Annotated in this window: 22 protein-coding genes, 1 tRNA gene and 1 pseudogene; 15 read left to right on the top strand and 9 right to left on the bottom strand. The window is 65.8% G+C overall.

Going from position 1 to position 25,566, the window contains the following annotated elements; all coding sequences use genetic code 11:
* Nucleotides 1-31 precede the first annotated feature (31 nt).
* From LK434_RS04010 to LK434_RS03985, 6 genes are all read left to right on the top strand, one after another.
* A complete protein-coding gene (locus tag LK434_RS04010; RefSeq protein WP_227917844.1) occupies nucleotides 32-766 on the top strand; it encodes a phosphatase PAP2 family protein in 735 nt (244 codons plus the stop codon).
* Between the two features lie 103 nt (nucleotides 767-869).
* Nucleotides 870-3,020 (top strand): NAD(+) synthase, encoded by a 2,151-nt coding sequence (locus tag LK434_RS04005; protein WP_006721078.1) that lies wholly within the window; start codon nucleotides 870-872, stop codon nucleotides 3,018-3,020.
* A 34-nt stretch (nucleotides 3,021-3,054) separates the two neighbouring features.
* Nucleotides 3,055-3,771, top strand: a complete 717-nt coding sequence (locus tag LK434_RS04000) for a hypothetical protein (RefSeq protein ID WP_006721079.1) — start codon at nucleotides 3,055-3,057, stop codon at nucleotides 3,769-3,771.
* Nucleotides 3,772-3,873: 102 nt separating this feature from the next.
* On the top strand, nucleotides 3,874-5,040 hold the full coding sequence (locus LK434_RS03995; RefSeq protein ID WP_006721080.1) for a pyridoxal phosphate-dependent aminotransferase: 1,167 nt from the start codon (nucleotides 3,874-3,876) through the stop codon (nucleotides 5,038-5,040).
* Nucleotides 5,041-5,185: 145 nt separating this feature from the next.
* Complete coding sequence (locus LK434_RS03990; RefSeq protein ID WP_006721081.1) at nucleotides 5,186-6,136, top strand: L-lactate dehydrogenase; 951 nt, start codon at nucleotides 5,186-5,188, stop codon at nucleotides 6,134-6,136.
* A gap of 230 nt (nucleotides 6,137-6,366) precedes the next feature.
* On the top strand, nucleotides 6,367-7,602 hold the full coding sequence (locus LK434_RS03985; RefSeq protein ID WP_006721082.1) for an Mbeg1-like protein: 1,236 nt from the start codon (nucleotides 6,367-6,369) through the stop codon (nucleotides 7,600-7,602).
* Nucleotides 7,603-7,628: 26 nt separating this feature from the next.
* On the opposite strand, the gene LK434_RS03980 is transcribed toward LK434_RS03985, so the two are convergent.
* Nucleotides 7,629-8,294: a Crp/Fnr family transcriptional regulator gene (locus LK434_RS03980; protein ID WP_006721083.1), complete on the bottom strand. Its 666-nt coding sequence runs from the start codon at nucleotides 8,292-8,294 to the stop codon at nucleotides 7,629-7,631.
* Between the two features lie 376 nt (nucleotides 8,295-8,670).
* Here LK434_RS03980 and LK434_RS03975 point away from each other — a divergent pair, with 376 nt between their 5' ends.
* Nucleotides 8,671-9,675: a nucleoid-associated protein gene (locus tag LK434_RS03975; protein ID WP_006721084.1), complete on the top strand. Its 1,005-nt coding sequence runs from the start codon at nucleotides 8,671-8,673 to the stop codon at nucleotides 9,673-9,675.
* 192 nt (nucleotides 9,676-9,867) lie between these two features.
* Here the strand turns inward: LK434_RS03975 and LK434_RS03970 are convergent, their stop codons facing one another.
* From LK434_RS03970 to LK434_RS03935, 8 genes and pseudogenes are all read right to left on the bottom strand, one after another.
* Nucleotides 9,868-10,119 (bottom strand): hypothetical protein, encoded by a 252-nt coding sequence (locus LK434_RS03970; RefSeq protein ID WP_006721085.1) that lies wholly within the window; start codon nucleotides 10,117-10,119, stop codon nucleotides 9,868-9,870.
* Nucleotides 10,120-10,264: 145 nt separating this feature from the next.
* Nucleotides 10,265-11,739 (bottom strand): annotated as a pseudogene (locus LK434_RS03965) (basic amino acid/polyamine antiporter).
* 91 nt (nucleotides 11,740-11,830) lie between these two features.
* The gene (locus LK434_RS03960; protein WP_006721089.1) at nucleotides 11,831-12,190 is read right to left on the bottom strand and encodes a hypothetical protein; all 360 of its coding nucleotides are present in this window, start codon (nucleotides 12,188-12,190) and stop codon (nucleotides 11,831-11,833) included.
* A complete protein-coding gene (locus tag LK434_RS03955) occupies nucleotides 12,180-13,205 on the bottom strand; it encodes a P1 family peptidase (RefSeq protein WP_006721090.1) in 1,026 nt (341 codons plus the stop codon). The genes LK434_RS03960 and LK434_RS03955 overlap by 11 nt, the downstream gene beginning before the upstream one ends.
* Nucleotides 13,206-13,378: 173 nt before the next feature.
* The gene (locus LK434_RS03950) at nucleotides 13,379-13,930 is read right to left on the bottom strand and encodes a Maf family protein (protein ID WP_006721091.1); all 552 of its coding nucleotides are present in this window, start codon (nucleotides 13,928-13,930) and stop codon (nucleotides 13,379-13,381) included.
* A complete protein-coding gene (locus tag LK434_RS03945) occupies nucleotides 13,927-14,472 on the bottom strand; it encodes a DJ-1 family glyoxalase III (protein WP_006721092.1) in 546 nt (181 codons plus the stop codon). Before LK434_RS03945 ends, LK434_RS03950 begins: the two co-directional genes overlap by 4 nt.
* A 94-nt stretch (nucleotides 14,473-14,566) precedes the next feature.
* Nucleotides 14,567-16,024 carry a 23S rRNA (uracil(1939)-C(5))-methyltransferase RlmD gene (gene rlmD / locus LK434_RS03940; RefSeq protein ID WP_262360827.1) on the bottom strand — a complete coding sequence of 486 codons (1,458 nt, stop codon included), beginning with the start codon at nucleotides 16,022-16,024 and terminating at the stop codon, nucleotides 14,567-14,569.
* A gap of 202 nt (nucleotides 16,025-16,226) precedes the next feature.
* Nucleotides 16,227-16,302, bottom strand: a tRNA-Ala gene (locus LK434_RS03935).
* Between the two features lie 492 nt (nucleotides 16,303-16,794).
* Between LK434_RS03935 and LK434_RS03930 the strand changes: the two genes are divergently transcribed.
* The 8 genes from LK434_RS03930 (at nucleotide 16,795) to LK434_RS03895 (ending at nucleotide 25,546) form a co-directional block, all read left to right on the top strand.
* Nucleotides 16,795-17,739, top strand: coding sequence for a radical SAM protein (locus LK434_RS03930; protein WP_050754981.1), 945 nt, complete (start codon nucleotides 16,795-16,797; stop codon nucleotides 17,737-17,739).
* Nucleotides 17,740-17,898: 159 nt separating this feature from the next.
* Nucleotides 17,899-18,405, top strand: coding sequence for a hypothetical protein (locus LK434_RS03925; RefSeq protein WP_006721095.1), 507 nt, complete (start codon nucleotides 17,899-17,901; stop codon nucleotides 18,403-18,405).
* 145 nt (nucleotides 18,406-18,550) lie between these two features.
* Nucleotides 18,551-20,062: a nicotinate phosphoribosyltransferase gene (locus tag LK434_RS03920; protein WP_006721096.1), complete on the top strand. Its 1,512-nt coding sequence runs from the start codon at nucleotides 18,551-18,553 to the stop codon at nucleotides 20,060-20,062.
* Entirely contained in the window at nucleotides 20,062-21,180 is a 1,119-nt protein-coding gene (proB, locus tag LK434_RS03915) for a glutamate 5-kinase (protein ID WP_006721097.1), read from the top strand. Before LK434_RS03920 ends, proB begins: the two co-directional genes overlap by 1 nt.
* A 497-nt stretch (nucleotides 21,181-21,677) precedes the next feature.
* Nucleotides 21,678-23,435: a BglG family transcription antiterminator gene (locus LK434_RS03910; protein ID WP_187371210.1), complete on the top strand. Its 1,758-nt coding sequence runs from the start codon at nucleotides 21,678-21,680 to the stop codon at nucleotides 23,433-23,435.
* A gap of 95 nt (nucleotides 23,436-23,530) precedes the next feature.
* Nucleotides 23,531-23,881: a PTS lactose/cellobiose transporter subunit IIA gene (locus LK434_RS03905; RefSeq protein ID WP_006721099.1), complete on the top strand. Its 351-nt coding sequence runs from the start codon at nucleotides 23,531-23,533 to the stop codon at nucleotides 23,879-23,881.
* A 66-nt stretch (nucleotides 23,882-23,947) separates the two neighbouring features.
* The gene (locus LK434_RS03900) at nucleotides 23,948-24,247 is read left to right on the top strand and encodes a PTS sugar transporter subunit IIB (protein ID WP_006721100.1); all 300 of its coding nucleotides are present in this window, start codon (nucleotides 23,948-23,950) and stop codon (nucleotides 24,245-24,247) included.
* Nucleotides 24,248-24,259: 12 nt separating this feature from the next.
* Nucleotides 24,260-25,546: a PTS sugar transporter subunit IIC gene (locus tag LK434_RS03895; RefSeq protein WP_006721101.1), complete on the top strand. Its 1,287-nt coding sequence runs from the start codon at nucleotides 24,260-24,262 to the stop codon at nucleotides 25,544-25,546.
* Nucleotides 25,547-25,566 lie beyond the last annotated feature (20 nt).

Raw genomic sequence — 25,566 nt, 5'->3', positions numbered from 1 at the left:
GTTCGATGGGCATGCGCCCGACGGAGGTCATATGGCGGGGGATATGCGGGAACGGCACGTGGAAGAGCGGGTCGAGGACACGGCGGAGCGGTCGCGCACCTCACTGTTTGGGCGCCTGCGCGAGCTGGTCGTCGAGAACCGGCGGCTCGTGGTGTGCGCCGTGTGTCTTTTGGTCTTCCTCGTCCTGCTCAACCGCGTCCTCGCCGGTGAGATCTTGACGCTCGACCGGGCGGCCATCGCGCTCATGGTGGGGCACGTGCGTGCCGCATGGCTGACGCCCATCATGGAAGTCATCTCGTTCATGGTCACGCCCATCCCGCTCATCGCCTGCCTCTTCGCGATTTCGCTCGGCGCCCGCGCCCGCGGTGTTCGCGGCGTGGGGGCGCTGTGCGCGGTCAACCTGGTGGGCTCGACCGTCCTCAACCAGGTCCTCAAGTTCATCATCCAGCGCCCGCGCCCCGACGTTTCCCTGCGCCTGGTCGACATCGGCGGGTTCAGCTTTCCCTCGGGGCACTCCATGGCGGCCATGGCGTTCTTCGGGCTGCTCGTCTGGCTCGTGTGGCACCGCGTTCGCGACCCGCGCCTGCGCACGGGGCTCTGCGCCCTGCTGTGCATCGCGATCGTCGTCGTGGGGTTCTCCCGCGTGTACCTGGGCGTCCACTACGCGTCCGACGTCATCGCCGGGTTTTGCGCCTCGCTGATCTGGCTGGCCGTGTATACCAAGGTCGCCGGGCCGTTGCTGGCCGCGCCGGAGCGCGTGGACTAGGTCTCGAGGGCCAAAGGTCCCAAGCCGCGCGCGAGACCCCTTCGTCCCTGCGGGCAGGTACAATGAGACGCGTATGAACTGAAGGACAGGTCGGGAGGTTCGTATGGACGAGTTGAAGCTTGCAGGCGATGGCACGGTGGACGCGGGTGCCGGCGACGGGTTCCTCCGCATCGCCGCCGCGACGCCCCAGATTCGCGTGGGCGACGTGAAGGGCAATGCCGAGGCGATCCTCGCGTGCGTGCGCCGCGCGGCGGACGAGGGGGTGCGCGTCCTCGTGCTTCCCGAACTCTGCCTCACCGGGTACACCTGCGCCGACCTCTTCCACGACCGCGCCCTCCTGCGCGCGTGCGAGAACGCGCTCGCCTGGCTGCTCGATAAGACCAGCACCGTGCCCGTGTTCTTCACCGTGGGCATGCCGTACTCGAACGACGCGGGCGTCTACAACTGCGCCGCCTGTTGCTGCGCGGGCCAGCTACTCGGTATGAGCGTCAAGAGCCACCTGCCCAACTACCGCGAGTTCTACGAGGGCCGCTGGTTTTCCCCGGCGCCTTCTGGCCCGTGCTACACGACGCGTCCGATCGCCCATCGATCGGTTCCCTTCGGCGCGGGCCTCGTGTACCGCTGCATCGACGAGGGCTGCTCGGACGTGGTCATCGGCGTCGAGATCTGCGAGGACCTGTGGGTCCCCAACCCGCCCTCCACGGCGATGGCGCTCGAGGGCGGGGCGACCGCGATCTTGAACCTCAGCGCCTCCGACGAGGTGATCGGCAAGTCCGCCTACCGCCGGGACCTCGTGCGCGGCCAGTCTGCGCGCCTGTACTGCGCCTACGCGTACGCCAATGCGGGGGAGGGCGAGTCCACCACGGACCTCGTCTTCGCCGGCGAGAACCTCATCGCGGAGAACGGATCCCTGCTCGCACGCACCGAGTTGTTCACGCGCGATATGGCCGTGGCCGACGTGGACCTCGACATGCTCGTCGCCGAGCGCCGCCGCTCCAACACGTGGGCGCGCCCGGCGGGGGAGCCTGCGATGCATCGCGAGGTTGCTTTCTCCTTCGGCGGCGCGGGCGGCATGCTCGCTCCCGCGATGTCGACGGGGGAGGGTTTCATGTCCTGCACGTTCGCCGTCGACGATGACGGGACCAGACCGACCCCGGAGCAGGTCGCCGAGATGGGCTTGGTCCCCGCGAACGTGTATCCCATCATGCGCTCCGCCCTCGATGCCTCGCGCGTCGCTCCGCGCACCCCGTTCGTGCCCGCGGGCGAGACGGCGCGCGCCGAGCGCTGCGAGACCATCTTCAACCTGCAGGCGGCGGGCCTCAAGACCCGTCTTGCGCACACCTTCACCAAGCATGCGGTCATCGGCCTTTCCGGTGGGCTCGACTCCACGCTCGCCCTGCTCGTCACGGTGCGCGCCTTCGACGCGCTGGGTCTGCCGCGCTCCGGCATCCACGCCGTGTCCATGCCCGGCTTTGGCACCACGAGCCGCACCAAGTCCAACGCCGAACGCCTGGCCGAGCACCTGGGCGTCGACTTCCGCACCATCACCATCGGCGAGGCGGTGAGTCGCCACTTCGCCGACATCGGGCACGACCCGAGCGTGACCGACGTGACCTACGAGAACGCCCAGGCGCGCGAGCGCACCCAGATCCTCATGGACCTCTCCAACGAGGTCGGCGGCTTCGTCATCGGCACGGGCGACCTGTCCGAGCTCGCCCTCGGATGGGCCACGTACAACGCCGACCACATGAGCATGTACGGCGTCAACGCGGGTGTGCCCAAGACACTCGTGCGCCATCTCGTGGCCTACGCGGCCGACGTCTTCGGCGGCGAGACCGCGACGACCCTGCGCGACGTGCTCGCCACCCCCGTCTCGCCGGAGCTCTTGCCGCCGACGGGCGACGGCCAGATCGCGCAGTGCACCGAGGAGCTCGTCGGCCCCTACGAGCTGCACGACTTCTTCCTCTACCACATGATGCGCCATGGGTTCGCCCCGGGCAAGATCTACCGCATGGCGTGCCGCGCGTTCGCAAAGCCCGAAGGCGAGGGCGCTCCCGCCTACGCGCCGGCCACGATCCTGTATTGGCTGCGCACCTTCTACCGGCGCTTCTTCGCCCAGCAGTTCAAGCGCAGCTGCCTGCCGGACGGGCCCAAGGTGGGATCGGTCTCCGTGAGCCCGCGCGGCGACTGGCGCATGCCGAGCGACGCGAGCGCGGCCCTTTGGCTCGAGGAGATCGACAGCCTGAGCGCGTGATCGAGGCGACAAGGGGGATTTGAGGGGGCTTGTGATGGACGAACGCCATGATGAGGACAGGGTGCTCGAGGCTCTCCACGACGCTTGCGACGTGGAGACCTCGCCGCTGGGACCGGACGGTGTCTACGCGGATGGTCGGATCGAGCCGGCGACGTACCTCTATACCCGCGTTCAGCGCCTCGCGCCCCGTCCGTTCAAGAAGATCGCCCCTCGCATCGCCGTCGCCGTGTGCGGCTTGAGCCTGCTTACGGTCTTCATCCGCATGATGTCCGGTATCGAGACGGGATGGATCGCGGTGCTTTTGCGGGTCGGCGGGGCTCCCTTCGGTCTTGTCGTCGGCGTCTTCTTCCTGTATATCGGCCTGCACTTGATGTTTGAGCGCTCGGTGCCGGATGCGGACGGCAAGCGTCCGGGGCTGGGGGAGGGGTGCCTCATGCGCTGCCTCGCGGCGCCGTCCTCGCTCCTTTTGGGCGTTGGTATTTTCTGGGCGTTCGGCATCTTGCCGCTCATCGATGCGTCCGGCGCATGGCATCCGAGCAACACCGAGCTCGTCGAGTTCGAGGTGAGCCGCAGCCGCAAGGGCAATTACTCGCTGTCGGGGACCACGCGCGAGGGCGAGTCCTTCTACAGCGTCGTCGATAGGGGGTTCTACGAGCATTTTCGCGACGTGTCCGCCGCATCGCTGCAGCTCGAGTACCTCCCGGGTTCCAACGTCGTCCTATGGGCGGCTCCGGGAGGTGCGGAAGGGTAGGGCCCGTCTTGCGGACGCCCCCGCGCCCTTGAACCTGTTTCATCCCGCTCGCCCCGGGCGTGCCATAATGGACGCGTTCGCGCATTGAGAGAAAGGTCCGATATGGAATTCGCAGATAGGCTCGACCGCTTCGGCGCGGAGGTGTTCTCCTCCCTCAACGCCCGGCGCGTGGCGCTCGAGGAGCAGGGGCGCACCATCTACAACCTCTCGGTGGGCACCCCCGACTTCGCCCCGTACCCGCATGTGGTCGAGGCGCTCACGAGCGCGGCGCAAGACCCGCAGATGTGGAAGTACTCCTTGCGCGACCTGCCCGAGCTCAAGCAGGCGGTGTGCGATTACTATGCCCGCCGCTTTGGCGTGGAGGGCATCACACCCAACATGGTGGCGTCGTGCAACGGCACGCAGGAGGGCGTGGGGCACCTGGGTCTCGCCCTGCTCAACCCCGGCGACACGATTCTCGTGCCCGACCCGTGCTACCCCGTGTTCGAGGCCGGCGCCAAGATCGCCGACGCCGAGCTCGCCTATTACCCGCTCGACGCCGAGCACGGCTTTTTGCCCGACGTGGGCGGCATCGACCCGGCCGTCGCCGATCGCGCCAAGTACATGATCGTGTCGCTGCCGGCGAACCCGGTGGGTTCCGTGGGCAACGACGCCCTCTACGACGAGATCATCGCGTTCGCCCGTGAGCACGACCTGCTCATCGTGCACGACAACGCCTATTCGGACATCGTGTTCGACGGCCCCGCCGGCGGCAGCTTCCTGGCGCATCCCGGTGCGCTCGAGGTGGGCGTCGAGTTCCTCTCGCTCTCCAAGTCCTTCAACGTCACGGGTGCGCGCATCGGTTTTTTGGTGGGACGCGCCGATGTGGTGGCCGCCTTTTCCAAGCTGCGCAGCCAGATCGACTTTGGCATGTTCATGCCCATCCAAAGGGCCGCGATCGCCGCGCTCGAGGGCCCGCTCGATCAGGTCGAGGAGCAGCGCCTCAAGTATCAGGAGCGCCGCGACGCCCTGTGCGACGGCCTGGAGCGCCTGGGGTGGCAGCGCCCCAATGCGCACGGCTCGATGTTCGTGTGGGTCAAGCTGCCGGGCGGGCGCACCGACTCCATGGCGTTTTGCGAGGAGCTCATGGAGCGCGCGGGCGTCATCGTCACCCCGGGGGCGAGTTTTGGGCCGCACGGCGAGGGCTATGTCCGCATGGCGCTCGTGCTGCCGCCCGCCGGTCTCGCCGAGGCGGTCGCGGCAATTGAGAAGGCCGGTATTTTCGGGTAGGTTTACCGGTCCCATGTCATATAATCGAGTCTGCTAACGAGCGCAAGTATTAATTCGGCGAACGTAGGCAATTAATCCGTGAAATGCCATCAGGCATAGGTACAAGCCGCCTGCGCACGGTTGGCGGCAGAAAGGAAGTGTTCACATGGTGAACGATCGCAAGGTCGCCGTCATCGGTTGCGGCTTCGTCGGTTCCTCCTCGGCCTTCGCCCTCATGCAGAGCGGCCTGTTCTCCGAGATGGTCCTCATCGACGTTGACCGCAACCGCGCCGAGGGCGAGGCCCTCGACATCGCGCACGGCGTGTCCTTTGGCAGCCCCATGAAGATCTACGCCGGTGATTACTCCGACGTGTCCGACGCCGCCGTGATCGTGGTCACCGCCGGCGCCGCCCAAAAGCCCGGCGAGACCCGCCTCGACCTCGTCAACAAGAACGTCGCCATCTTCGGCAGCATCATCCCGCAGATTCGCGAGAGCGGCTTCAACGGCATCCTGCTCATCGTGTCCAACCCGGTCGACGTTCTCACGTACGCCGCCATCAAGATGAGCGGCCTGCCCGAGTGCCAGGTCATTGGCTCGGGCACCGTGCTCGACACCGCCCGCCTCAAGTACATGTTGGGGGAGCACCTGAGCGTCGATCCGCGCGACGTCCACGCCTACATCGTGGGTGAGCATGGCGATTCCGAGGTCGCCGCTTGGTCCAGCGCCACAGTTGCCGGCGTGCCGCTGAATGATTACTGTGAGCTGCACGGCCATTTTGACCATAAGGCCGCGGAGGCTCGTATCGCCGACGACGTGAAGAACAGCGCCTACGAGATCATCGAGAAGAAGCGTGCCACCTATTACGGCATCGCCATGAGCGTGCGCCGCATTTGCACCGCCATCATGCGCGATGAGGACACGGTCCTGCCGGTATCCAGCCTCATGGTGGGAGAGTACGGACTCAACGACCTGTGCATCTCCGTGCCGACCGTCATCGGCCGCAACGGCGTGGTGACGCGCGTTCCCGTCGCCCTGTCCGATGATGAGAACGCCGAGTTCCAGAAGTCCGCCGCCGCCCTCAAGGCCATCATCGACGACGCCGGTCTGAACGACTAGCGCATACGCGAATACGTGCGCGGGCGTGCCTGTGCACGCCCGCCCGGTGAGGCCCCGGCCCGGCATGCGGAGAGCTCCCATGCCGGGTCGGGGTTTTCCCATGCGTACAGCCCGGACGGGCATCATGAAGACGGTCGTCTGTATTCTCAACACATCGCGCGCGGTGCGGGGTGGCTGCCCCTCGGCGCATTACAATGAGCGATACATCGGCACAGGAAAGGCGTGGGCGCATGGTCGAGGAGAAGGTCGCGCGGGTTCTCAAGGCTCGGGAATCTCGAGATACACGTGAGACGGGGAATTTTCTCGCGTACGCGCGCGAGCGGATGGAGTCGTTTTCCGAGCGGCCCTTATGCTCCATCGACAGCCTGGTGTTCTCCTGGCTCGCCTACACCCATCTCACCACCGCACACGACCGCGCCTGCACGGTGCGCGGCATCGCCCTGCATGAGTTGCTACGCGCCGAGGACTTCGATGAGATGTTCGGCTCGACCTGGGACGCCCAGGGCAGCCGCGACCTGCTGTTCGCCGTCTGCGCGAGCCCGCGCTTTCGCTGCGCGCGGCTTACGGACTTTCGCTTCAAGACCGACAAGGTGAGTGAGGAGCAGTTCGCCGCGATGACCTTCCGCCTGCCCGACGGGACGTCGTACGTGGCGTTTCGCGGGACCGATTCCACCGTGGTGGGGTGGAAAGAGGACTTCAACATGACGTTTCTGAGCCCCGTGCCGGCTCAGGAGGAGGCCGCGGCCTACTTGGAGGAGGTCGCTGCCACGACGAGCGGTCCCTTATACGTGGGCGGACACTCAAAGGGCGGCAACCTGGCCGTGTATGCGGTCGCCATGTGCTCTGAGCAGGTGCGCTCGCGCGTGCGGCGCGTGTTCTCGCATGACGGCCCTGGCTTCCACCGTGCGTTTTGCGCCGGTGAGCCCTACCGCCGCGTCATGCCGATCATGGAGAAGACCGTGCCCAAATCGACCATGATCGGCGCGGTGCTCTCCGAGTCGCCCGACTTCGCTCCTGTCATCGTGGAGAGCGAGGGGTTCTCCCTGTTCCAGCACAACCCCTTCTTGTGGGAGGTCGATGTCCGGTCGGCGACGTTCGTTGCGGCCGACGGCTTTACCGCATCCTCTCGGTTCTTCGATTCGACGCTCGACGCGTGGATGGACAAATACTCCCTCGCCGAGCGCGGCCGGTTCGTCGACGCGCTCTTCGACGTGATCGGCGTGACGGGCGCGAGCCGATTCTCGGACATCATGGCGGACATCAAGACGAACGCCCCGCTCATGCTCGAGGCGATCGACGGGCTCGATCCGGATCTGCAGCAGTTCGTCAAGGATGTGATCCGCTCGTTTGCGCGCACCGCGACCGTGGAGAAGGTGGGCGGCGCGGCGAGCGGCCTGATCGACACCATCAAGAGCGCGCGGCCCCTGCTGGGCTCCGGCGCGCCGGGTGCGGAGGACGAGGGGTAGTCGGCGCGCGGCGCGCGTCTTGCCCGCTACGCCGTGAGTTGCCGGAGCCGGCGGGCGTCCGCTATCTCGACCGCCCCACGCGACAGCCGCACCAGCCCCTCGCGGGCGAAATACTTGAGCATACGGCTCACGGCCTCGCGCGCCGATCCCAGATGCCGCGCGATCTCGTCGTGCGTGCCGACGATGCGCGGGCTTCCGCCGCGGGCGGCCTCGTCGAGCAGCCAGATGGCGAGGCGGGCGTCGAGCCCCATGAAGAGCACCTGCTGCATGACCCACATGCAGTCGCTGAAGCGCTCGGTCGCCTGGCGGTAGGTGAAGACCTCGGCGTAGATGTTGTCCTGGGCGAGCGCGCCGAACGTCTGGGAGTCGATGACGAGCAGGTCGGAGTCCTCGGCGGCGTCGAGGGCGATGTCGAATGTGATCATGGGCAGGATGCACGAGGCGGCCAGCACGCAGCATTCGCCTGGACCCACGTGGAACAACGTGACCTCGTGACCCTGCTCGGAGAGCATGAACGCACGCAGGCGCCCTGTCTTCACAAAGACGACGCCCGCGCAGCCGTGGTCGGCTCCCTGCACGTGCTCGCCGGCGGCATAGCGCGCATGGCGGCTCCGCTCGGCGATAATCGCCCGCTGGTTGTCGGTGAGCTCGCGCCAAAACGGCACCAGGCGCGCGAGGTCTTCTTCGTTCATGCCGGCTCCAAATGGGTAAACGGGGACGGGTCCATTGTACAGGTGGAGCCGGCGTTCTTCTGATTCGCCGTTACGGCACGAGCCCCTCGGCACCTTGTGATGCCGAGGGACAAAAACGGAGCCCGGCGTTCGCTGACGGCGCGAAGGGGGAGGGTGCGCCACGCGGGCGAAGTGAACGTAGGGGCGGGTCTATGCCTGCGGAAGTACGCGGACGCGTGGGGTCGCGTTTACGCGCCCACGGGCAGGCCGCAGTCGCCCACGCAGGCGATACGCATCCACGCGGCCGCTGTCTGTGACTTTGTCACCAAGTCCGCCGCACATGCGCCCACGGGTATAATGGCGAGCGTTCGAACGACGTCAAAGGGAGCCCGACCGCATGAAGATTAACCACGCCATCCTGCATATCCTCGACTTCGACTCCGCCGTCAACGTCATGAGCGAGCGCGAGCTCGACTTCGATACGCGCGCGGTCCGCTCGTTCGTGACCTCTCACCTGCGTCGCGCCCGCACGAGCGTGGACAACCGCCGCGCGAGCTTTGCCGAGGACAGCGCGTTTGCCGGCGAGCTCAAGGGGTACTTCTTCGGCGAGCGCGAGTTCGTGGACCTCTCCCAGCAAATCGCGGAGTTCTTCGGCGCCGAGCTCGCCAAGGCCGACAAACTCGAGTCCACCGACGTGCTCGTGGCCGACTTCGAGGACGACGAGGACGTGCGCTGGTTCGCGGTCCTGCTCATGGCGAGCCGTACCGCCTTCATGCACGAGGTCGCGCGCGAGGCCGGCGAGGTGCGCAACGACATCGCCAAGCGCTACGCGATCCTGCCCGCCCCCTCGCAAAAGGTCAGCTCCTACGCCCTGGTCCGCGCGAGCTCCATGGAGGCGTTGTACGTGGACAAGAAGCGCAAGATCATGGGCGAGGACACGATGATCATCCCCGAGGGCCTGCTCCAGTGCGAGGCGGGCGTGTCGGGCAAGGAGGTCATCGAGACCGTGACGCGCATCGTCGAGGAGGTCGCCGAGGAGCACGGCGCCAACACGGCCGTGGCGCTCGCCAAGGCGAAGGCCGCCGTCGCCGAGGTGGTCGAGGCCGACGAGGAGATCGCCCCGTGGGATATCGCGGAGGAGATCTTCGAGGACGAGCCGGTGCTCAAGGAGCGCGTGGAGGAGCGCGTGCGCGAGGAGCGCCTGCCCGAGCGCGTGCCGGTCGAGCGTGCCGTGGTGGAGCGCGCCCCTGTGCGCAACCACAAGATCCGCACCGACACGGGCATCGAGATCAGCTTTCCCGCCGAGATGCTCAAGGACTCCCAGTACGTGCAGTTCGTCAACGAGCCGAACGGCCTGATCTCCATCGAGCTCAAGAACATCGGCAGCATCGAGAACCGGTAGGGCGCCCGGGCGTCAGCGCGTCGTGTGTGTCGTCGCGTAGCCGGGTGACGGGGCTCGGGAGGGCGATCTTCGCCGCATGAAAGGACCGCGCCCCAAAGGGCTTTCAGGTCCTTCGGGGCGCGGTCTATCGGGGTCGTTGTCGTGAGCGCCGCTTCGCACGCGCATGTCTGCGCGGGTGTTGGGGCGCGGGGGCTACTTCGTCACCATGAGGGGATCGCCCACCTTGACGAGCGGGCGGCCGCCGAGCAGGGTGTTGGACGAGCCGGTGAGCTCGATGGAATCGAAGTCCTGCGGGTTGCTCACCACGCGGGTCACCACGTCGTCGTGACCCGCGGCCTTGATGGCCTCGCCATCGAACGTCAGGATCGGCTGGCCGGCGGCCACGATGTCACCCGCCTCCTCGACGTTGTGGGTCACGCCCTTGATCTTGCTGAAAAAGCCCATTGCTTCCTCCTATGAGAGCCGCGTGCCATGGTGCACGAATCCAGCCTTTTGCTACCTCGAAAGCCTGCGCTCCGCCCCCGCGATCACCACCAATCAGATGAGCGGTGCCTTCGGCGGGGCATAGGGGGAGGCGAAGGGGTCGTGCCTACAGGATGCCGTTAGCGCCCACGTAGCCGATCATGAAGATGCCGATTGCGACGAGGATGATGGCCAAAAGACGCTCACGCGCGGTGAAGACCTTCTGGTGCTGTTCGACGCGCGCCCATATGTAGCAGGCGATGCCCGGGATGTAGGCGATGCAGCACATCATGAGCTGCTCGACGCCCGAGACGGCGATGGCGACGACGAGGAACGCGGCGGAGCATGCGGCGCAGATGCCGTCGACGGCGCGGATGCGCGGGGCCTCAGATGCCCCCTGCCCGCGCTCCTGCGCGAGCCACGCCTTGGCCATGTACGCGGCGGCGAGCGTCCAGCTGATCACGATCGACGCGGTGCACAGCGAGTAGGCGAACTGATAGGCGCGCTCGGAGAAGAGCATCACGATCGAGAGCAGCTGAATCATGGCTCCCGTGGTGAACAGGCAGGCCGTGGGGGCGCTGTACGTGTTGAGCCGGTCGAACGCGCTGGGCAGCAGCTTCATGCGCGCCATGCCGTGCATGGCCTCCGAGGCCAAGATGGTGTAGGAGAGCCACGCGCCGAAAATCGAGATGATGAGCCCGCCCGAGATGAACGCGCCTCCCCAGGGGGACCCACCACGCGCTCGAAGATATAGGGCATGGAGGGCGATCCGAGCGCCATGAGCTCCTCACGGGTGAGGTAGCCGTACGGCAGGATGGAGGCGGCGACGTAGATGACCACGAGCGCGGTGCACCCCAAGATGGTCGCGCGGCTCACGTCTGACTTGCGCCGCGCGCGGTGCCCGAGCGCGCTGGCTCCCTCCATGCCGACGAACACCCACATCATGACCATGAAGCAGTTGACGATCTGGGTGGGTACCGATCCGGGGGCGAGCGCGGGGTCGGAGAGGTTGTTGGCGAGGTTTCCCCAAAAATCGGCGGCGAACACCGCGGGGTCGAACATGACGACCATGGCGAGGATGAAGGCGAAGATGGGCACGAGCTTGCACACCATGACGATGGCGTTGAGCGCGCTCGCCTCCTCGACGCCCCTGTTGACGAGCAGGACGATGGCCCAGTTGAGCACGGAGATGAAGGCGACGCCCGCGGCCGTCAGCCCGCTCGAGAACGGCGGGAAGAAGTACCCGATGGCGGTGACGAGCATGACGCCGAACGCGACGTTGCCGATCCAGATGGACAGCCAGTATCCCCAGCCCGAGACAAAGCCCACGAAGGGCCCAAAGCCCTCGCGCGCGTAGTCCACGATGCCGTTGAGGTCGGGGCGCACCACGGAGAGCCTGCCGAAGGTGGTGGCGAGCGCCATGAAGCCGATGCCCGTGATGAGCCAGGCGATGAGCGCGGGTCCCGGGGCCGCGGCGGCGGAGATGTCGGTGGAAAGGGCGAAGACGCCCGAGCCGATCGAGGAGCTGATGACGAGCGCGATGAGGCCGATAAGGCTGATGCCGCGCGTGCTGCCGGTGGATTGAGCGGTTGAGTCGTCCATGTGCCCTGTTTCCGTCTCGGTGCGGTCGTATCTTTCATACCGTACCGCTTTTGCGCGCGGGCTCAAAACGCCAATCGGCGGGTATCGGGTCCTATCCGCCAAACGACAAGCCGAAAAGCCACATCGATAGCGCGACAGCCGCGATGGAGCTCGCCAGCGTTATGACCGCCACGATGACCGTTCGCTTTTCGCGCGTGACGACCAGAGGCAGGTTCGCGAGATTGAGAATTTGGGACACGATGCAAAACGCGGTGAGGCATAAGGGGAGGAATGCGACCGGCGCGAGCTCCATGGGGTCTCCCCATCGATCTGCGCCCCCAACGCCAAAGTGCAGCGGGACTTCGGGTGGAAACGACGACGCGCCGGCGAAAAACCACGCTATGGGAATGAGCGCGATGCCCGCGGCGAGTGCGTCGAGAATGATGCAGACCGCCTTGCTCTTACGCGACATCGGATGTCAGGTCCCTCTGTGCGGGGATGCCGAGCAGCCCCGTGGCCTCGGTGCAGCCGGCGACGATGGCGGCTTCGAGGGTGCGGGTGGCGACAAGGCCCATCAGGTCGAGGGGGATGCGCTCGCTCGCATCTGCCGGAAGCGAGCCGGATGCCAGCACGTAGATGGAGTCCCCGTCGTTGGTGGTGTGCGTGGGGCGAATGGTGTGCGCGTAGGCGTCTGCCGCCATTTGGGCCACCTTGGTGGCCTGCGCCTTGGTGAGGGTGGCGTTCGTGACGATGCACGAGATGGTGGTGTTCGTTCGGTCGAGCGGCATGGCGAGCTGATCCGCCATGGCGAGCATGGCCTCCTCCATGTTGAGGATGTCCACCCCATCCGCAGTTGCGCGCATGCCGGCGATGGGCCGGAGGGTAGCGGGGTCAATGACGTTTCCCACGGCGTTGACGGCGGAGACCGCGCCGACCATGAGCGGGCCGAGTTGGAACGCGCGTGCGCCAAGGCCGGCCTTCATGCAGCGCTCGGGGCCCGCGAGCTTGCCCACGGTCGCGCCCGTCCCCGCACCCACGCAGCCCTCTTCAAGGCCGGTTTCGTTACGCTCGGTCCTGTCGAACGCGTCGCGCACTGCGAGGATGCCGCTCATGCTCGAGGGGCGCACATCTGCACGGCCAAAGGCGAGGTCGAACAGGCAGCTCGAGCAGACGATGGGAACCTTGCCCACGCCCACGTCGAGGCCGATGCCGCGCTCCTCAAGCTCGCGCATGGCGCCCGAGGCCGCCTCGAGCCCAAAGGCTGAGCCGCCGGAGAGCACGACCGCGTGCACGCGATCCACGGTGTTCTCGGGCCTCAGCAAGTCCGTCTCGCGCGAGGCGGGTGCCGCGCCGCGAACGTCCACACCGCCCACGGCGCCCTCGGGCGCCACGATGGCGGTGCAGCCCGTGCCCGCGTCGAGGTCGGTGTAATGCCCGAACGCAAAGCCCGGGATGGACGTGATGGGGATGGGCGTGAGCTGCGACATGGGTGTTCCTTCTCGCTTGAGGTGTGGTTTCGTAATGAAAGCCCGTCTGGTGTCCCGAGCCGGGCGTATAAGACCCGCTGCTCGAACAGTCCTGCTCGCACGGAGGCCCCACAGGGGCCTCCGGCTCGTGCGGAACTCGCGACGGGCCTTATACGCCCGGCTCGGGACACATGTTAGGTATTCAATGCACGCACGACCTTCGCGATGGGAAGGCCCACCACGTTGTAGAAGTCCCCGTCGATGCGCTCGACGAGCATGCGGCCGTACGTGCCCTGAATGCCGTAGGCCCCCGCCTTGTCCATGGGCTCTCCGGTTGCAACGTATGCGTCGATCTCGGCGTCGCTCAACTCGTAGAAGGTGACGTCGGTGATATCGACGAAGGAGTCGATGCGCTCGCCACGTGCGATGCACACGCCCGTGGCGACCTGATGCGTCTTGCCGGATAGGGCGCGGAGCATGCGGCGGGCATCTGCCTCATCGGCGGGTTTTCCGAGGAGCTCACCGTCGAGCGCCACGATCGTGTCGGCGGCGACGACCGTCTCGCCAGGTGCGGCATGCGCGCTGGAGACCGCCTCCGCCTTGGCACGCGCGAGGCGCTCGACCAGCTCGAACGGACCTTCGCCCGGACGTGCGGACTCATCGATGTCGGCGGGGATGACCTGTACGTCAAAACCGGCCTCACGCATGAGCTCGATGCGGCGCGGGGATTGGGATGCGAGGATCACAGCTGGATACCGTCCTTGACCTTCTCGACGGCCACCTCACCGGCGATGTCCTCGAGGATGGCGAGGGCGAAGGGGAGGGCCTGTCCCATGCCCGACGCGGTGATGATGTTGCCGTCGACCACCACGGTGCGCTCACCGGCGTGGCACCCCTCGGGGAAGCTCGCCTCGAAGCCCGGGAAGCACGTGGCGCGATGTCCCTCGAGGACGCCGAGCTCGGCCAGGATGAAGGGGGCGGCGCAGATGGCGGCCACGTGCTTGGTCGCGGCGAACTCGCGCACGAGGTCGCAGACGCGCTCGTCGGCGCGCAGGTTGGTCGCACCGGGCATGCCGCCGGGGAGCACCAAGTAGTCGTAGTTGGAGAAGTCGACCTCGTCGAGGGTCACGTCGCAGGTCACCGGGATCTGCTGCGAGGTCACCACGTCTCGCGTGTCCATGACGGAGACGAGCGCGGCGTGGACGCCGCCCCTCCGCAGGACGTCGACGACGGTCAGGCATTCGATGGTCTCGAATCCATCGGCGGCAAGAATGGCGACTCCGGGCATGGCAAATCCTCTCGGTCAGGTGCAGCGACGCCGAGGTTATACCCGTATCGCCCTCAGGCCATTCGTTTCGCCCCCAAATGCCCGGGGTGCTCGCCTATGCGCGCGTGAGCCTCACCACGGTCTCGCAGTGGAAGGTCTGCGGGAACAGATCGACCGGCGTGGCCCAGACGGGACGGAAGGTGCCCTCCTCCACAAAACGGCGCAGGTCGCGGGCGAGGGTGGCGGGGTCGCAGCTCACGTACGCCACGTCGCGGGCGCTCGTGCTCGCGATGAGGTCGATCGCCTCGGGCGCAAGCCCCGCGCGCGGCGGGTCGACCACGAGCACGTCGGCGTCCTCGTCGGGGAACTCGCGCACCGCGTCGCCGCCGATCACGTCCACGTTGGTGATGTTGGCGATGTCGAGGTTGCGGCGCAGGTCGCGCACGGCCGGGCCGTAGGACTCGACGGCGCTCACGAACTCGCAGCGGCGGGCGAGCGGCAGGGTGAAGGTGCCCGCGCCGCAGTACAGGTCGATGCCGAGCTCGTGCGGCTGCGGATCGAGCGCCTCCATCACCAGGTCGATGAGAATTTCCGCCGCGCGGGTGTTCACCTGGAAGAACGAGGGGGCGGACAGGCGCATGGTCTCATCGCCGATCTTCTCGGTCCATGAACCCTCACCGGCGAGCGCCTCGACGCCCGAGACACGGCGGGCGCGCTTTTCGCCCTTGGACATGACGCGGACCACGCTCGTGGCGCGGACGGCATCGCCGAGGACGCGGGAGACCTGCGCGCGGGGGAACGCCCCCGTGGGGGTCCACAGCGCGACCTCGAGGGCCCCGGTGCGACGGCTCGAGCGGATGGCCACGCGCTCAAGTTGGAGATCGCGCGAATTGCCGAGGAACCCGAGGGCGCCGGCGACCGCCTTGACGGCCTTGGCGTGCTTCTTCTCGAAGAGCGGGCAGGCGTCGACCTTGATGATCTGGCTGGCGTCGCGTCCATGCATCCCCAGGCGGAACTTGCCGTTTTCGTGTACGGGGGCGAGCTCGATCTTGTTGCGGTACCCCCAGGCGTCCTTGGCGTGGCGGATGGGCCGCATGAGATCGTCGACCTCTTTGGGCGAGAACTTGCCGATGCGCGCGAGCGCGGAGCGCAGGTTCTCCTCCTTCGCCTGGAGCTGGGCCTCGTGTGACAAGCCGCCCCAGGGACAGCCGCCGCAGATGCCGATGAAGGGGCAGGGGGGCTGGACGTGGTCGGGGGAGGGCTCGAGCACCTCCTCGACTACCGCGCGCGAGAACGAGGGGCCGTCCTCGCAAATGCGCGCCTCGACGGTGTCGCCGATGAGGCCGCCCGCGACAAAGACGGCCTTGCCCTCGGGCGTGCGGGCGAGCCCGTCCGGTCCGTACGTCATGGTTTCGATGGTGAGCCTCATGGCATGGCCTTTCTGAGCGGTGACCGACGTTGCGGGTTCTCTGCGGTGACCTGCGTCTGCGGTTTCTGGCGGGGTGTTGGGACGACCCCGCGTGCGCGCGAGCGCATCCGCAGCCGATGTGTGATGTATAGCATACCGTCTGATATGCCGCGTGCGCGGGTGATATCAAGGCTCGTTGCGTGAGGAGGCGATGCCGGCCGGGTGCGGGTGGTGAGACGCATCACGCAACGCGTATGTTTTTAAGCGCAACCCTGCGCCTGCGGACGGTGCATGCCGCTGCAGCGCGGAGACAATAGAGACGATAGGCATGAAAAAGGCCTCGTTACCGAGGCCTTGACATATCCTGTGGTGGAGACGAAGGGGATCGAACCCTCGACCTCCTCGATGCGACCGAGGCGCTCTCCCAGCTGAGCTACGTCCCCAGGACAAGTGAATATATTAGCAACCATTCGCACGATGTCAACGGAAAAATCGACATCTTTTTTTCGGCCTACGCCACCGGCGTCGATCGATTTTATGTTGCGGGCGGCGAGCGGGCCTGTTACCCGGAGCGTGCGACTGCGATCCGACCAGGCGCGATTTCGATGTGCGAGAGAGGGGTTTGCCGCGGCATGGAAAACCGCCCCCCACTTCACGAAAATGAACCCACCTCTGCAAGGTGGGTGCCCTCATCGAGCGGTTCCAGCTTCCTTAACAACGAAGGATACCTGTACTGTGCACGACTGTGCGGGCTCCCTAAATAAACGCGACGGTTCACCCAGTTGCTCCGCGGGGGGCGGAACACCTTCATCATACGGCATGCGATTTACGATACCAGTCTTGACTTAGAAAACTTGTTGGGAGACGATGGGGGACGGAGCCGCGTCAATGCGGCTTTCTTTGTATACCAGCGTGATCCGGAAGGGAAGTCAGGCGTGGCCCAGCTGCTCAGTCCGTCCAGTCTTGCCCATTGCGAGCTGTGTCCCCGTCGTTGCGGGGCAAACCGCGCGGCGGGCACGCGCGGTGTTTGCGGGGCCGATGCAACGCTCAAGATCGCGCGCGCCGCCCTGCATTTTTGGGAGGAGCCTCCCATTTCGGGGGAGCGCGGTTCCGGCACGGTGTTCTTCTCGTCATGCCCGCTCAAGTGCTGTTACTGCCAAAACCACGAGATCTCGACGGGCGGATTCGGCATCGAGGTCACGCCGGGGCGCCTGGTCGAGATCATGCTCGAGCTGCAGGAGCAGGGCGCGCACAACATCAACCTCGTCACGGCAACCCATTACGCGCATCTGCTGCCCGAGGCCATCCGCGCCGCCCGCGCTCGGGGCCTTGCGGTTCCCATCGTCTACAACACGAGCGGCTACGAGCGCGAGGAGGCCGTGTCGGAGCTCGGCGACCTGGTCGACGTCTGGCTCGTCGATTACAAATACGCCAGCGCCGAGCTCGGCCGCAAATTATCCCATGTTCCCGATTACCCGGTCGTCGCCTCGCGCTCGCTGGCCCGCATGTGCGCCGAGGTGGCGCGACGCGGCGGCGAGCTCGTCGATGGTGACGGCCTCATGAGGCGCGGCGTCATCGTGCGGCACCTGGTGCTCCCGGGGCACGCCGACGACTCGCGCGATGTGCTCGATCGCATCTGGCGGGTCGCGGGCGACGTGCCCATCTCCGTGATGAACCAATACACCCCCAATGCGCGCATGCGCGCCGTGGGAGGGGAGCTCGCCCGGCCGGTGACGGATGAGGAGTACGAGCTCGTGCTCGACCACGCCGACGACGTGGGGTTCACCACGATGTTCTGGCAGGAGGGCGGTGCGGTGGACGAGAGCTTCACCCCGGCCTTCGACACGACGGGCGTGCTGCGATCGGCGAACGCGGGCTAGGTCGAGGCGGCGTCTGCGGCATCGCGTCGATGAGTCGATTTCCGGCTGTGCGGCCCGTACTGGAAGGCCGCTGCGTCGAACGGGTATACTGCATTCCATCTGTATACATATGCGATGGCGGCGCCGCGGCTGCCGCCTTTGCCATGGGAAGGGTTCGCTATGACCGATACGACCGCAAACCCGCTGACCGACGAGGAGCGCGAGGAGCTCGAGGCCCTGCGCGCCGAGAAGGCTCGCCGCGAGGAGGAAGAGCGTACCCGTCGCGAGCGCGAGGAGCTCGAGGCGCTGCGCGCCGAGCAGGAGCGCATCGACGCCGAGATTTTGGCCGAGCGTGCTTTGGCCGAGTGTGCCGAGCAGCGACATGAGGCCGCCCGGCAGCCCGCAGGTGCGTCGTCCGCAGAGGGGCAGGCCGCAGCGGGGCGGTCCGAGAAGGTGCCCTCCTCCGCCGCCTCCGCCCGTGTTGTCTCGTTCGCGACGCCCCCTTCGGCGCCATCGCAGGGTGATCCGCAGGGCGGTTCGGCATCCAAGAGCTTTGGCGAGCGCATGGTGACCTCCGACGCCGTGGATGGGGATGGCATCCCCACCATGCCCATGGCGCAAAAGATCATCCTCGTCATCGCCTGCATCGCTCTCGTGGCGTTTGCCATCTACACCGTGACGCGCTAGCCGTCCGGCACGCCGTGGCGTTCCGGCCGCTCGGCATGCCCGCACGAGGGTGGATTCATGTCGCGCGGACGTGCGTCGATCGACCTCGTTCGTCTGCACGACGCGCCTAGCGCCCCTTACGCATCACTTCGGAAAGGATCTTCCCATGGCCTTGACCGACATAACCAGGCCCACCGACGTCTCCATGAATACCGATCTGTACGAGCTCACCATGGCGCAGGGCCTGTGGGAGAGCGGCAAGGTGGAGGAGCAGGGCTGCTTCACCGCGTTTTTCCGCGAAGCGCCCTTCGGCAGCTCCTTCGCCGTCATGTGCGGCACCGCCGAGCTCGGTGAGTTCATCGAGAACTTCCGGTTCACGGATGAGGACATCGCGTATCTGGCCGAGCTTGAGGCTCCGGGTGGCGGTGCCCTGTTTAAACCCGGCTTCCTCGAGTTCCTGCGCGGCTTTTGTCCGCAGGTGGATATCGACGCCATCCCCGAGGGCGAGCTCGTGTTCGCGCGCGAGCCCATGGTGCGCGTGAGCGCCCCCATGCTCGATTGCCAGCTGCTTGAGACCGCCCTGCTTAACATCATCGGGTTTCAGACCCTCGTGGCGACCAAGACCGCCCGTGTGGTCCAGGCGGCTCAGGGCAGGCCCGTCGCGGAGTTCGGCCTGCGCCGCGCCCAAGGCCCGGACGGCGGCGTGGCGGTGGCGCGCGCGAGCTACGTGGCCGGTTGCGCCTCGACGTCCAACGTGCTCGCGGGGCGGCGCTACGGCATCCCCGTCTCGGGCACGCACGCGCACAGCTGGGTCCTGAGTTTCCCAACCGAGTTGGAGGCGTTCCGCGCATTCGCCAAGAGCTCGCCCAAGAACTGCACCCTGCTCGTGGACACCTACGACGTGCGCGAGGGCGTGGAAAACGCCATCACCGTGGCGCGGGAGATGGAGGCGGAAGGCGAGCGCTTGTCCGGCATCCGCATCGATTCGGGCGATCTCGCCAAGCTTTCCGCCTATGCGCGCCGTCGATTCGATGAGGAGGGCCTCGGCTACGTGAAGATCGTCGTGTCGAACGATCTCGACGAGCACACCATCAGCTCCCTGTTGGGCCAGGGCGCCCCGGTCGATGCGTTCGGCGTGGGCACCAAGTTGGCGACCTGCTACGACCAGCCAGCGCTTGGCTGCGTGTATAAGCTCTCGGCGCGCCGCGACGGCGCATCGGAAGCCTGGACGCCCGTCATGAAGTTTTCCGAGCAGCCCTACAAGCGCACGATCCCGGGCGTTCAGCAGGTGCGCCGTTATATGGATACCGCGGGTGCACCTGTGTGCGATATGATCTACGACCCCGATCATCTTATGGTGGAGGGCGAGTGCCGCGGCCACACGTTGGTGGCGGTGAATGACGCGGCCCTGGTGACGGACGTTTCCGAGTTCTTCTATCGCGAGCTCCTCGTACCGCAGGTCCGCAATGGCGCGGCGGCGTCGCCGCGCGAGGACATTGAGGTGGCGCGGGCTCGTTGCGCGAGTGCCTTGGAGTCACTTGACGATGCCTACAAGCGTTTTCTGTATCCACAGTCGTACGTGGTGGGCATGGAGGCGGGCCTCGCCGCCGTGTGCGACGAGCTCGTTCGCGAGCGCATGGCTGCCACGCCCTCCGTTCTCCCCTGGAAGGCAAAGTGATGACTGCACGTAAGACCATGGTCGTGAAGATCGGATCCTCGACACTGGTCGAGGACGGTGAGCTGCGGCGTGATTTCATCTCCGCCCTCGCCTCCCAAGCGCGCGACCTGTGCGAGGCCGGGTGGAATCTCGTCGTAGTGAGCTCCGGCGCCATCGCGTGCGGCGCGCCTTTGCTCGGATTTGAGCGCAGGCCCGCGGACATGCCGAGCCTGCAGGCGTGCGCCTCGGTGGGGCAGTGCGTACTCTCCGCCGCCTACGATGAGGAGTTTCGGGCGGTGGGTCTTCTCACCTCACTCGTCCTGCTCACGCGTGGTGACACGGCACGCCGTACCTCGTATCTGCATGCTCGCGATGCCCTCACGCGCCTCGTCGATTTGGGCGTGGTGCCCATCGTGAACGAGAACGACACCACCGCTGTCGACGAGATCAAGTTCGGCGATAACGACACGCTCGCCGCCCTTGTGAGCTGCCTGGTTTCCGCTGATCTGTGCGTGACGCTCTCCGATATCGACGGCCTGTACACGGCCAACCCCTCGCTTGATCCGAATGCCGAGTTCATTCCGCGTGTGGACAAGATCGACGCCGCGATCATCGGCTCTGCGGGAGATTCGACCACCACGGTGGGCACGGGCGGCATGATCACCAAGATCCGCAGCTGCCGCATCCTTATGACGGCCGGCATCGAGAGCGTCATCTGCTCGGGTGCCGAGGAGCTCCCGCTGGTGCGCCTTGCAAACGGCGAGCAGGTGGGCACGCGGTTCGTGCCGCCCACGGGCCGTCTGGAGATCGCTCCGCGCAAGCTCTGGATCGCGCTCGGCGATAGCGCCCATGGGTCGGTGACGGTTGATGCGGGCGCGGCCGACGCGCTTGTGAAGCGGGGGAGCTCGCTGCTGCCGGTCGGTATCTCATCCGTCGAGGGCTCCTTTGCGGCGGGCGACGTCCTCGATGTGCGCGACGCGAGCGGGTTCGTGCTCGCCCGCGGCATCGCGGAGGCCGGCCGCGACGTACTCGAGCTCGCCGCCGGGCGCCGCCAGGAGGACATCGCGGGTAACCACCTGCTCGCCGCGCTCGCCAACAAGCCCGCCATCCACCGCGACAACCTGATCGTCTTCGCGTAAGGGACTGCGCCCGTCATTGATGCTCGGCCGTTCTCTCGCCCGTGAGCGGTCTGAATCTTTCCGTGAACGGCGCGCCTCTTCCACCGCGCGGTGCCAGCTCCGATGCCGTCTTCGGCGTCGACTCGGCCTAGAACCCTGTTTATCTGGCAATCCTGTCTCCATCCGAGACTTTGCCAATATTCACGGCAAGAGTCGCGTTGGAGCGGATGCTCCCCCTCGGGTTAGACTTCCCTTGGAAGCGAATGTGGCGCCGCGGGGCGGCGTGCGTCTGAGAGAGGGGGGAGCATGCGCTGGCGCGAGTTGCTCGAATGCGTCGAGGCCGAGCCCGGTATCACTCCCGATGCCATCGCCGCCCGCATGGGTGTGAGCACGCGCAGCATCCGCTCCTTCGCGCGCGAGGCGAATGAGCGCCTCGGACGTGCGGCCTCCCTCGCAAAGCGTCGGGGGGGGGGGGATACTTCCTAGAGATCGCCGATGAGGGCGCATACCGTGCCCTCATGCACAGCTCCCCCTCTCTCGTTCACGGGGTTCCCGCGACGCGCGCCGAGCGAGTGGTCTATCTGCTGAACGACCTGCTCATGCGCAACGACTGGGTATTCGCCGACGATCTCGCCGATGCTTGCGCATGTTCACGCAGCACGCTTTCCCTCGACCTGCGTGACGTCGAGCGCATCCTCAACCGGTACGATTTGGTATTGGAGCGCCGTCCCCGCTACGGCATGCGGGTCTCCGGTCTCGAGCTCAATCGGCGCCTGTGCCTTGCCGCCAGCGCCATGGGCGATGCGACGTGCCTCCTCGGCGGTATCGGTGACGCCGCGCCCGCCCCATCGTCCGCTCCCGAATCGTTGTTCCAGCGCATGGGGATGCAGCGCGAGTCTCTCGAGGTGATCGCGGCGAGTGTGGAGGACGCTCTTACCGACGGCCCCATCAACATCAATGCCATCTCATATCAGAATCTGCTGGTGCACATCGCCATCGCGCTCGTGCGCATCAACGCGGGATGCTACGTCCCCTTGGCGTCCGAGGACATGTCCGACATCGAGCGCCGCAGTGAGTACGCAGCCGCCCGCCGCGTCGCTGGGGGAATCAAGTCCCGGCTTGGCATGGAGCTGCCCGAGGAGGAGGTCGCCTACATCGCGATTCACCTTGCGGGCAAGCGCACGCTGAATGACGCCCTGAGCAACGAGGAGCCCGAGGGCGGCCTTGTGATATCCGATGAGATCTGGGCGCTCGTGAGCGACATGCTCGATTCCGTCCGAACGCATTTTCATTTCGATTTCGACGAGGACATCGAGCTGCGTATGAACCTCGCGCGGCACCTCGTTCCGCTTGCGGTCCGTCTTCGCAGCCAGATGAACCTCAAGAACCCCTTGTTGGGGGATATCACGACTCATTACCCGCTAGCGTGGTCCATGGCGGTCGATGCCTGCGAGGTCTTGCACCGGGAATTCGGGACCGCCCCGTCCAACGACGAGATCGGCTACATCGCCATGGCGTTTGCGCTCGCCTTGGAGCGCCAACGCAGCCAAGCGCCCCGCAAGCGCCTCCTCGTGGTGTGCGCTTCCGGCGCGGGGAGCGCCCGGTTGCTGAAGTGCCGCTGCCAAAAGGAGTTCGGCTCATATGTCGAGTCCATAGAGACCTGTGATGTCATGCACGTCGCCGACGTGGACTTCTCCCGTATAGATTATGTGTTCACCACGGTGCCCATCTCCGCGAAGCTCCCCGTCCCGGTACGCGAGGTCCCGTTCTTTTTCGATGACGCGGCGGCGGATGAGATCCGCGACTTGCTGCGCTTTGGGGACAAAGGGTGCATAGTCGCCGGTCATTTCGATCCCGAGCTGTTCTTTCCCCATATGCGTCTTACGTCGAAGGATGAGGTCCTGCACTTCCTGTGCGCCGCCGTGCGCGATGGCCGTTCGGGTTATGAGGAGCTGGAGCCGCTCGTCTTCGAGCGAGAGGCCGCCGCGACGACCTCGTTCGGCAACATGGTCGCCATGCCTCACCCGCTGGAGTCGGTGAGCGACGACACCGTCGTCGCTGTCGCGCTGCTCGACCAGCCGGTCGTTTGGGACGAGATAGGCACCTGCGTGCGAGCGGTGTTCCTCATCTGCTTCTCGCGCATCGGCGGACCGGAACTCGACGCCTTCTTGAGCGCCCTGGCTGACGTCTTCACCGACGAGGAGGCGATCTCGCGGCTCATCGAGCATCAGGATTGGTCGACCCTCATGGAGCTTTTCCAGCTTGAGAGCCCCTGAGGAGCGCATGTCTACGGAGTGGATTCTGCGGGCGCCAGACGCGCCCGTCGCGGATTCGAGGAAACGGGCTGGTAGCCCACGAGGAAAGGAGAAACATGGCAGAGCATGACGTTGAGAATGGAGGTGCCGACGAGGGCATGGAGATGTTCTCGTTCGGCCTCATCGCCGCAGCCGGCAACGCGCGCAGCCTTGCCTTCGAGGCGCTGCACGCGGCGCGCGAGGGTGACTTCGACCGCGCCGACGAGCTGCTCGAGCAGTCCAAGCAGGCGGGCATTGAAGCTCATCACCAGCAGACGGGGCTCTTGGTGAAGGAGGCGAACGGCGAGCACACGCCCGTGGACGTCATGCTCGTCCATGCCCAGGACCATCTGATGACCTCGATGTTGGCCCAAGAACTCATCGAGGAGATCGTGTACCTCTACAAGCAGATGGCGCACGCCGAGTAGGTCGTCGCGCGCGGAAGGCGTCTCAAGCGCCCACAGGGAGGGGCGCTCGGATAGGAAGGAACAGCCATGAAAGTCTTATTGGTTTGCGCTGCGGGCATGTCCACCAGCATTCTCATGAAGAAGCTGGAGAAGTACGCCGCCGAGCAGGGCATCGAGTTCGAGATCTCGGCGACGGGCGTGAGCAACGCCGCCGTCGAGTGCGAGGGCGCCGATTGCGTCCTCATGGGGCCTCAGGTCTCCTATCAGAAGGCGAATGTCGAGAAGGCCGTCGACCCGATCCCCGTCGCCGTCATTCCGCCCGCAGATTACGGTATCGGCAACTGCGCGAACATCTTCAAGCTCATCGATGGGCTCGTTCAGGGATAGGAGGCTCAGATTATGAATTTTGACAAGTTGTTTGAATCGAAGCCGATCCAGATGCTACAGGAGCTCGGCGGCAAGATGCAGTCCAACAAGATATTCAGCTCCATCAGCGGCGGCATGATGGGCACGATGAATCTCATCCTCGCCGGCGCGGTGTTCTCCATCATCTCGATGCTGCTCAACATCTCCGGCATCTTGGAGACCACCGATCCCGTCTACCAGTGGCTTCAGCTGCCCTACAACATGACGATGGGCGTCGTGGGCCTTGCCGCGTCGTTCGGCGTCGCCTATAGCTACACCAAGAACCTGGAGATGAAGGGCGAGGTTGCAAACGGCTTCGTGTCCATGTTCCTGTTCATGATGGTGTGCGCTCCCGTCCAGCAGGTCACGCTCGCCGACGGCTCCACCAAGAGCATGCTCGACACCTCCTTCTTGGGCGGCAGCGGCATGTTCACCGCCATGATCATGGCGATCTTGGTCGTGCGTATCATCAAGTTCTTCCAGGACCATCACATCGCCCTCAAGATGCCCGATTCCGTGCCGCCGTTCCTCTCCGACTCCTTTGCCACGCTCATTCCGCTGCTCGCCAATATCGTGCTTTGGCTCGGCCTCAACACGCTGTTGCAGAACGTCATGGGCGCGAACATCCCTGCGGCGATCATGGGCATCTTGTCCATCCCGCTCAACGCACTTGTTTCCGGTCCCGGCATGATCGTCATCGTGTTCATAGCCATGCTTTTCTGGAGCGTCGGCATCCACGGCACCATGATCGCCTATATGGTCATCATGCCCGTCATGATGCAGGCGTACGGCGTGAACGCCGAGCTGGTCGCCTCTGGCGCCGACCCCGTGTTCAATCCCGTTTTCCTGTTCGGCGCCGCTGCATGCTGCGGCGGTACGGGTAACACCTTGCCGCTGGCCGTCCATTTCCTGCACGCCAAGTCCGAGCAGTGCCGCGCCATCGGCAAGGCGAGCGTCGTGCCCGCGATTTTCAATATTTCCGAGCCGATTGTCTTCGGCGCGCCGATCATGTTCAACCCGATCCTGTGCATTCCGTTCATCCTGAACGCCGTGATCATGACCGCCATCTTCTACGCTGGTTTCATGGTTGGGTTCTTCCAGCCACCGCATGTGCTCATCATGACCGCCCTGCCCGTCATCCTGCAGGAGTTCCTGCAGTCCCTTGCTTGGCAGAACTGCCTGCTGCCCGTCATCGGCTTCGTCCTGGGCTTCCTCATTTACGCCCCGTTCGTCAAGATGTACGACAAGCAGTGCTTGGCGAACGAGACCGCGTCTGAGTAACCCGCCGTTCATTCCAACTG

The organism is Collinsella stercoris DSM 13279 (assembly GCF_020735465.1).
GTDB lineage: Bacteria > Actinomycetota > Coriobacteriia > Coriobacteriales > Coriobacteriaceae > Collinsella > Collinsella stercoris.
This window is presented reverse-complemented; position numbering and strand designations above follow the sequence as displayed.

Bases quoted from the DNA above. Each gene is read 5' to 3' on its own strand.
- LK434_RS04010 (WP_227917844.1), top strand. From the start codon at position 32: ATGGCGGGGGATATGCGGGAACGGCACGTGGAAGAGCGGGTCGAGGAC.
- LK434_RS04005 (WP_006721078.1), top strand. From the start codon at position 870: ATGGACGAGTTGAAGCTTGCAGGCGATGGCACGGTGGACGCGGGTGCC.
- LK434_RS04000 (WP_006721079.1), top strand. From the start codon at position 3,055: ATGGACGAACGCCATGATGAGGACAGGGTGCTCGAGGCTCTCCACGAC.
- LK434_RS03995 (WP_006721080.1), top strand. From the start codon at position 3,874: ATGGAATTCGCAGATAGGCTCGACCGCTTCGGCGCGGAGGTGTTCTCC.
- LK434_RS03990 (WP_006721081.1), top strand. From the start codon at position 5,186: ATGGTGAACGATCGCAAGGTCGCCGTCATCGGTTGCGGCTTCGTCGGT.
- LK434_RS03985 (WP_006721082.1), top strand. From the start codon at position 6,367: ATGGTCGAGGAGAAGGTCGCGCGGGTTCTCAAGGCTCGGGAATCTCGA.
- LK434_RS03980 (WP_006721083.1), bottom strand. From the start codon at position 8,294: ATGAACGAAGAAGACCTCGCGCGCCTGGTGCCGTTTTGGCGCGAGCTC.
- LK434_RS03975 (WP_006721084.1), top strand. From the start codon at position 8,671: ATGAAGATTAACCACGCCATCCTGCATATCCTCGACTTCGACTCCGCC.
- LK434_RS03970 (WP_006721085.1), bottom strand. From the start codon at position 10,119: ATGGGCTTTTTCAGCAAGATCAAGGGCGTGACCCACAACGTCGAGGAG.
- LK434_RS03960 (WP_006721089.1), bottom strand. From the start codon at position 12,190: ATGTCGCGTAAGAGCAAGGCGGTCTGCATCATTCTCGACGCACTCGCC.
- LK434_RS03955 (WP_006721090.1), bottom strand. From the start codon at position 13,205: ATGTCGCAGCTCACGCCCATCCCCATCACGTCCATCCCGGGCTTTGCG.
- LK434_RS03945 (WP_006721092.1), bottom strand. From the start codon at position 14,472: ATGCCCGGAGTCGCCATTCTTGCCGCCGATGGATTCGAGACCATCGAA.
- LK434_RS03925 (WP_006721095.1), top strand. From the start codon at position 17,899: ATGACCGATACGACCGCAAACCCGCTGACCGACGAGGAGCGCGAGGAG.
- LK434_RS03920 (WP_006721096.1), top strand. From the start codon at position 18,551: ATGGCCTTGACCGACATAACCAGGCCCACCGACGTCTCCATGAATACC.
- proB (WP_006721097.1), top strand. From the start codon at position 20,062: ATGACTGCACGTAAGACCATGGTCGTGAAGATCGGATCCTCGACACTG.
- LK434_RS03910 (WP_187371210.1), top strand. From the start codon at position 21,678: ATGCACAGCTCCCCCTCTCTCGTTCACGGGGTTCCCGCGACGCGCGCC.
- LK434_RS03905 (WP_006721099.1), top strand. From the start codon at position 23,531: ATGGCAGAGCATGACGTTGAGAATGGAGGTGCCGACGAGGGCATGGAG.
- LK434_RS03900 (WP_006721100.1), top strand. From the start codon at position 23,948: ATGAAAGTCTTATTGGTTTGCGCTGCGGGCATGTCCACCAGCATTCTC.
- LK434_RS03895 (WP_006721101.1), top strand. From the start codon at position 24,260: ATGAATTTTGACAAGTTGTTTGAATCGAAGCCGATCCAGATGCTACAG.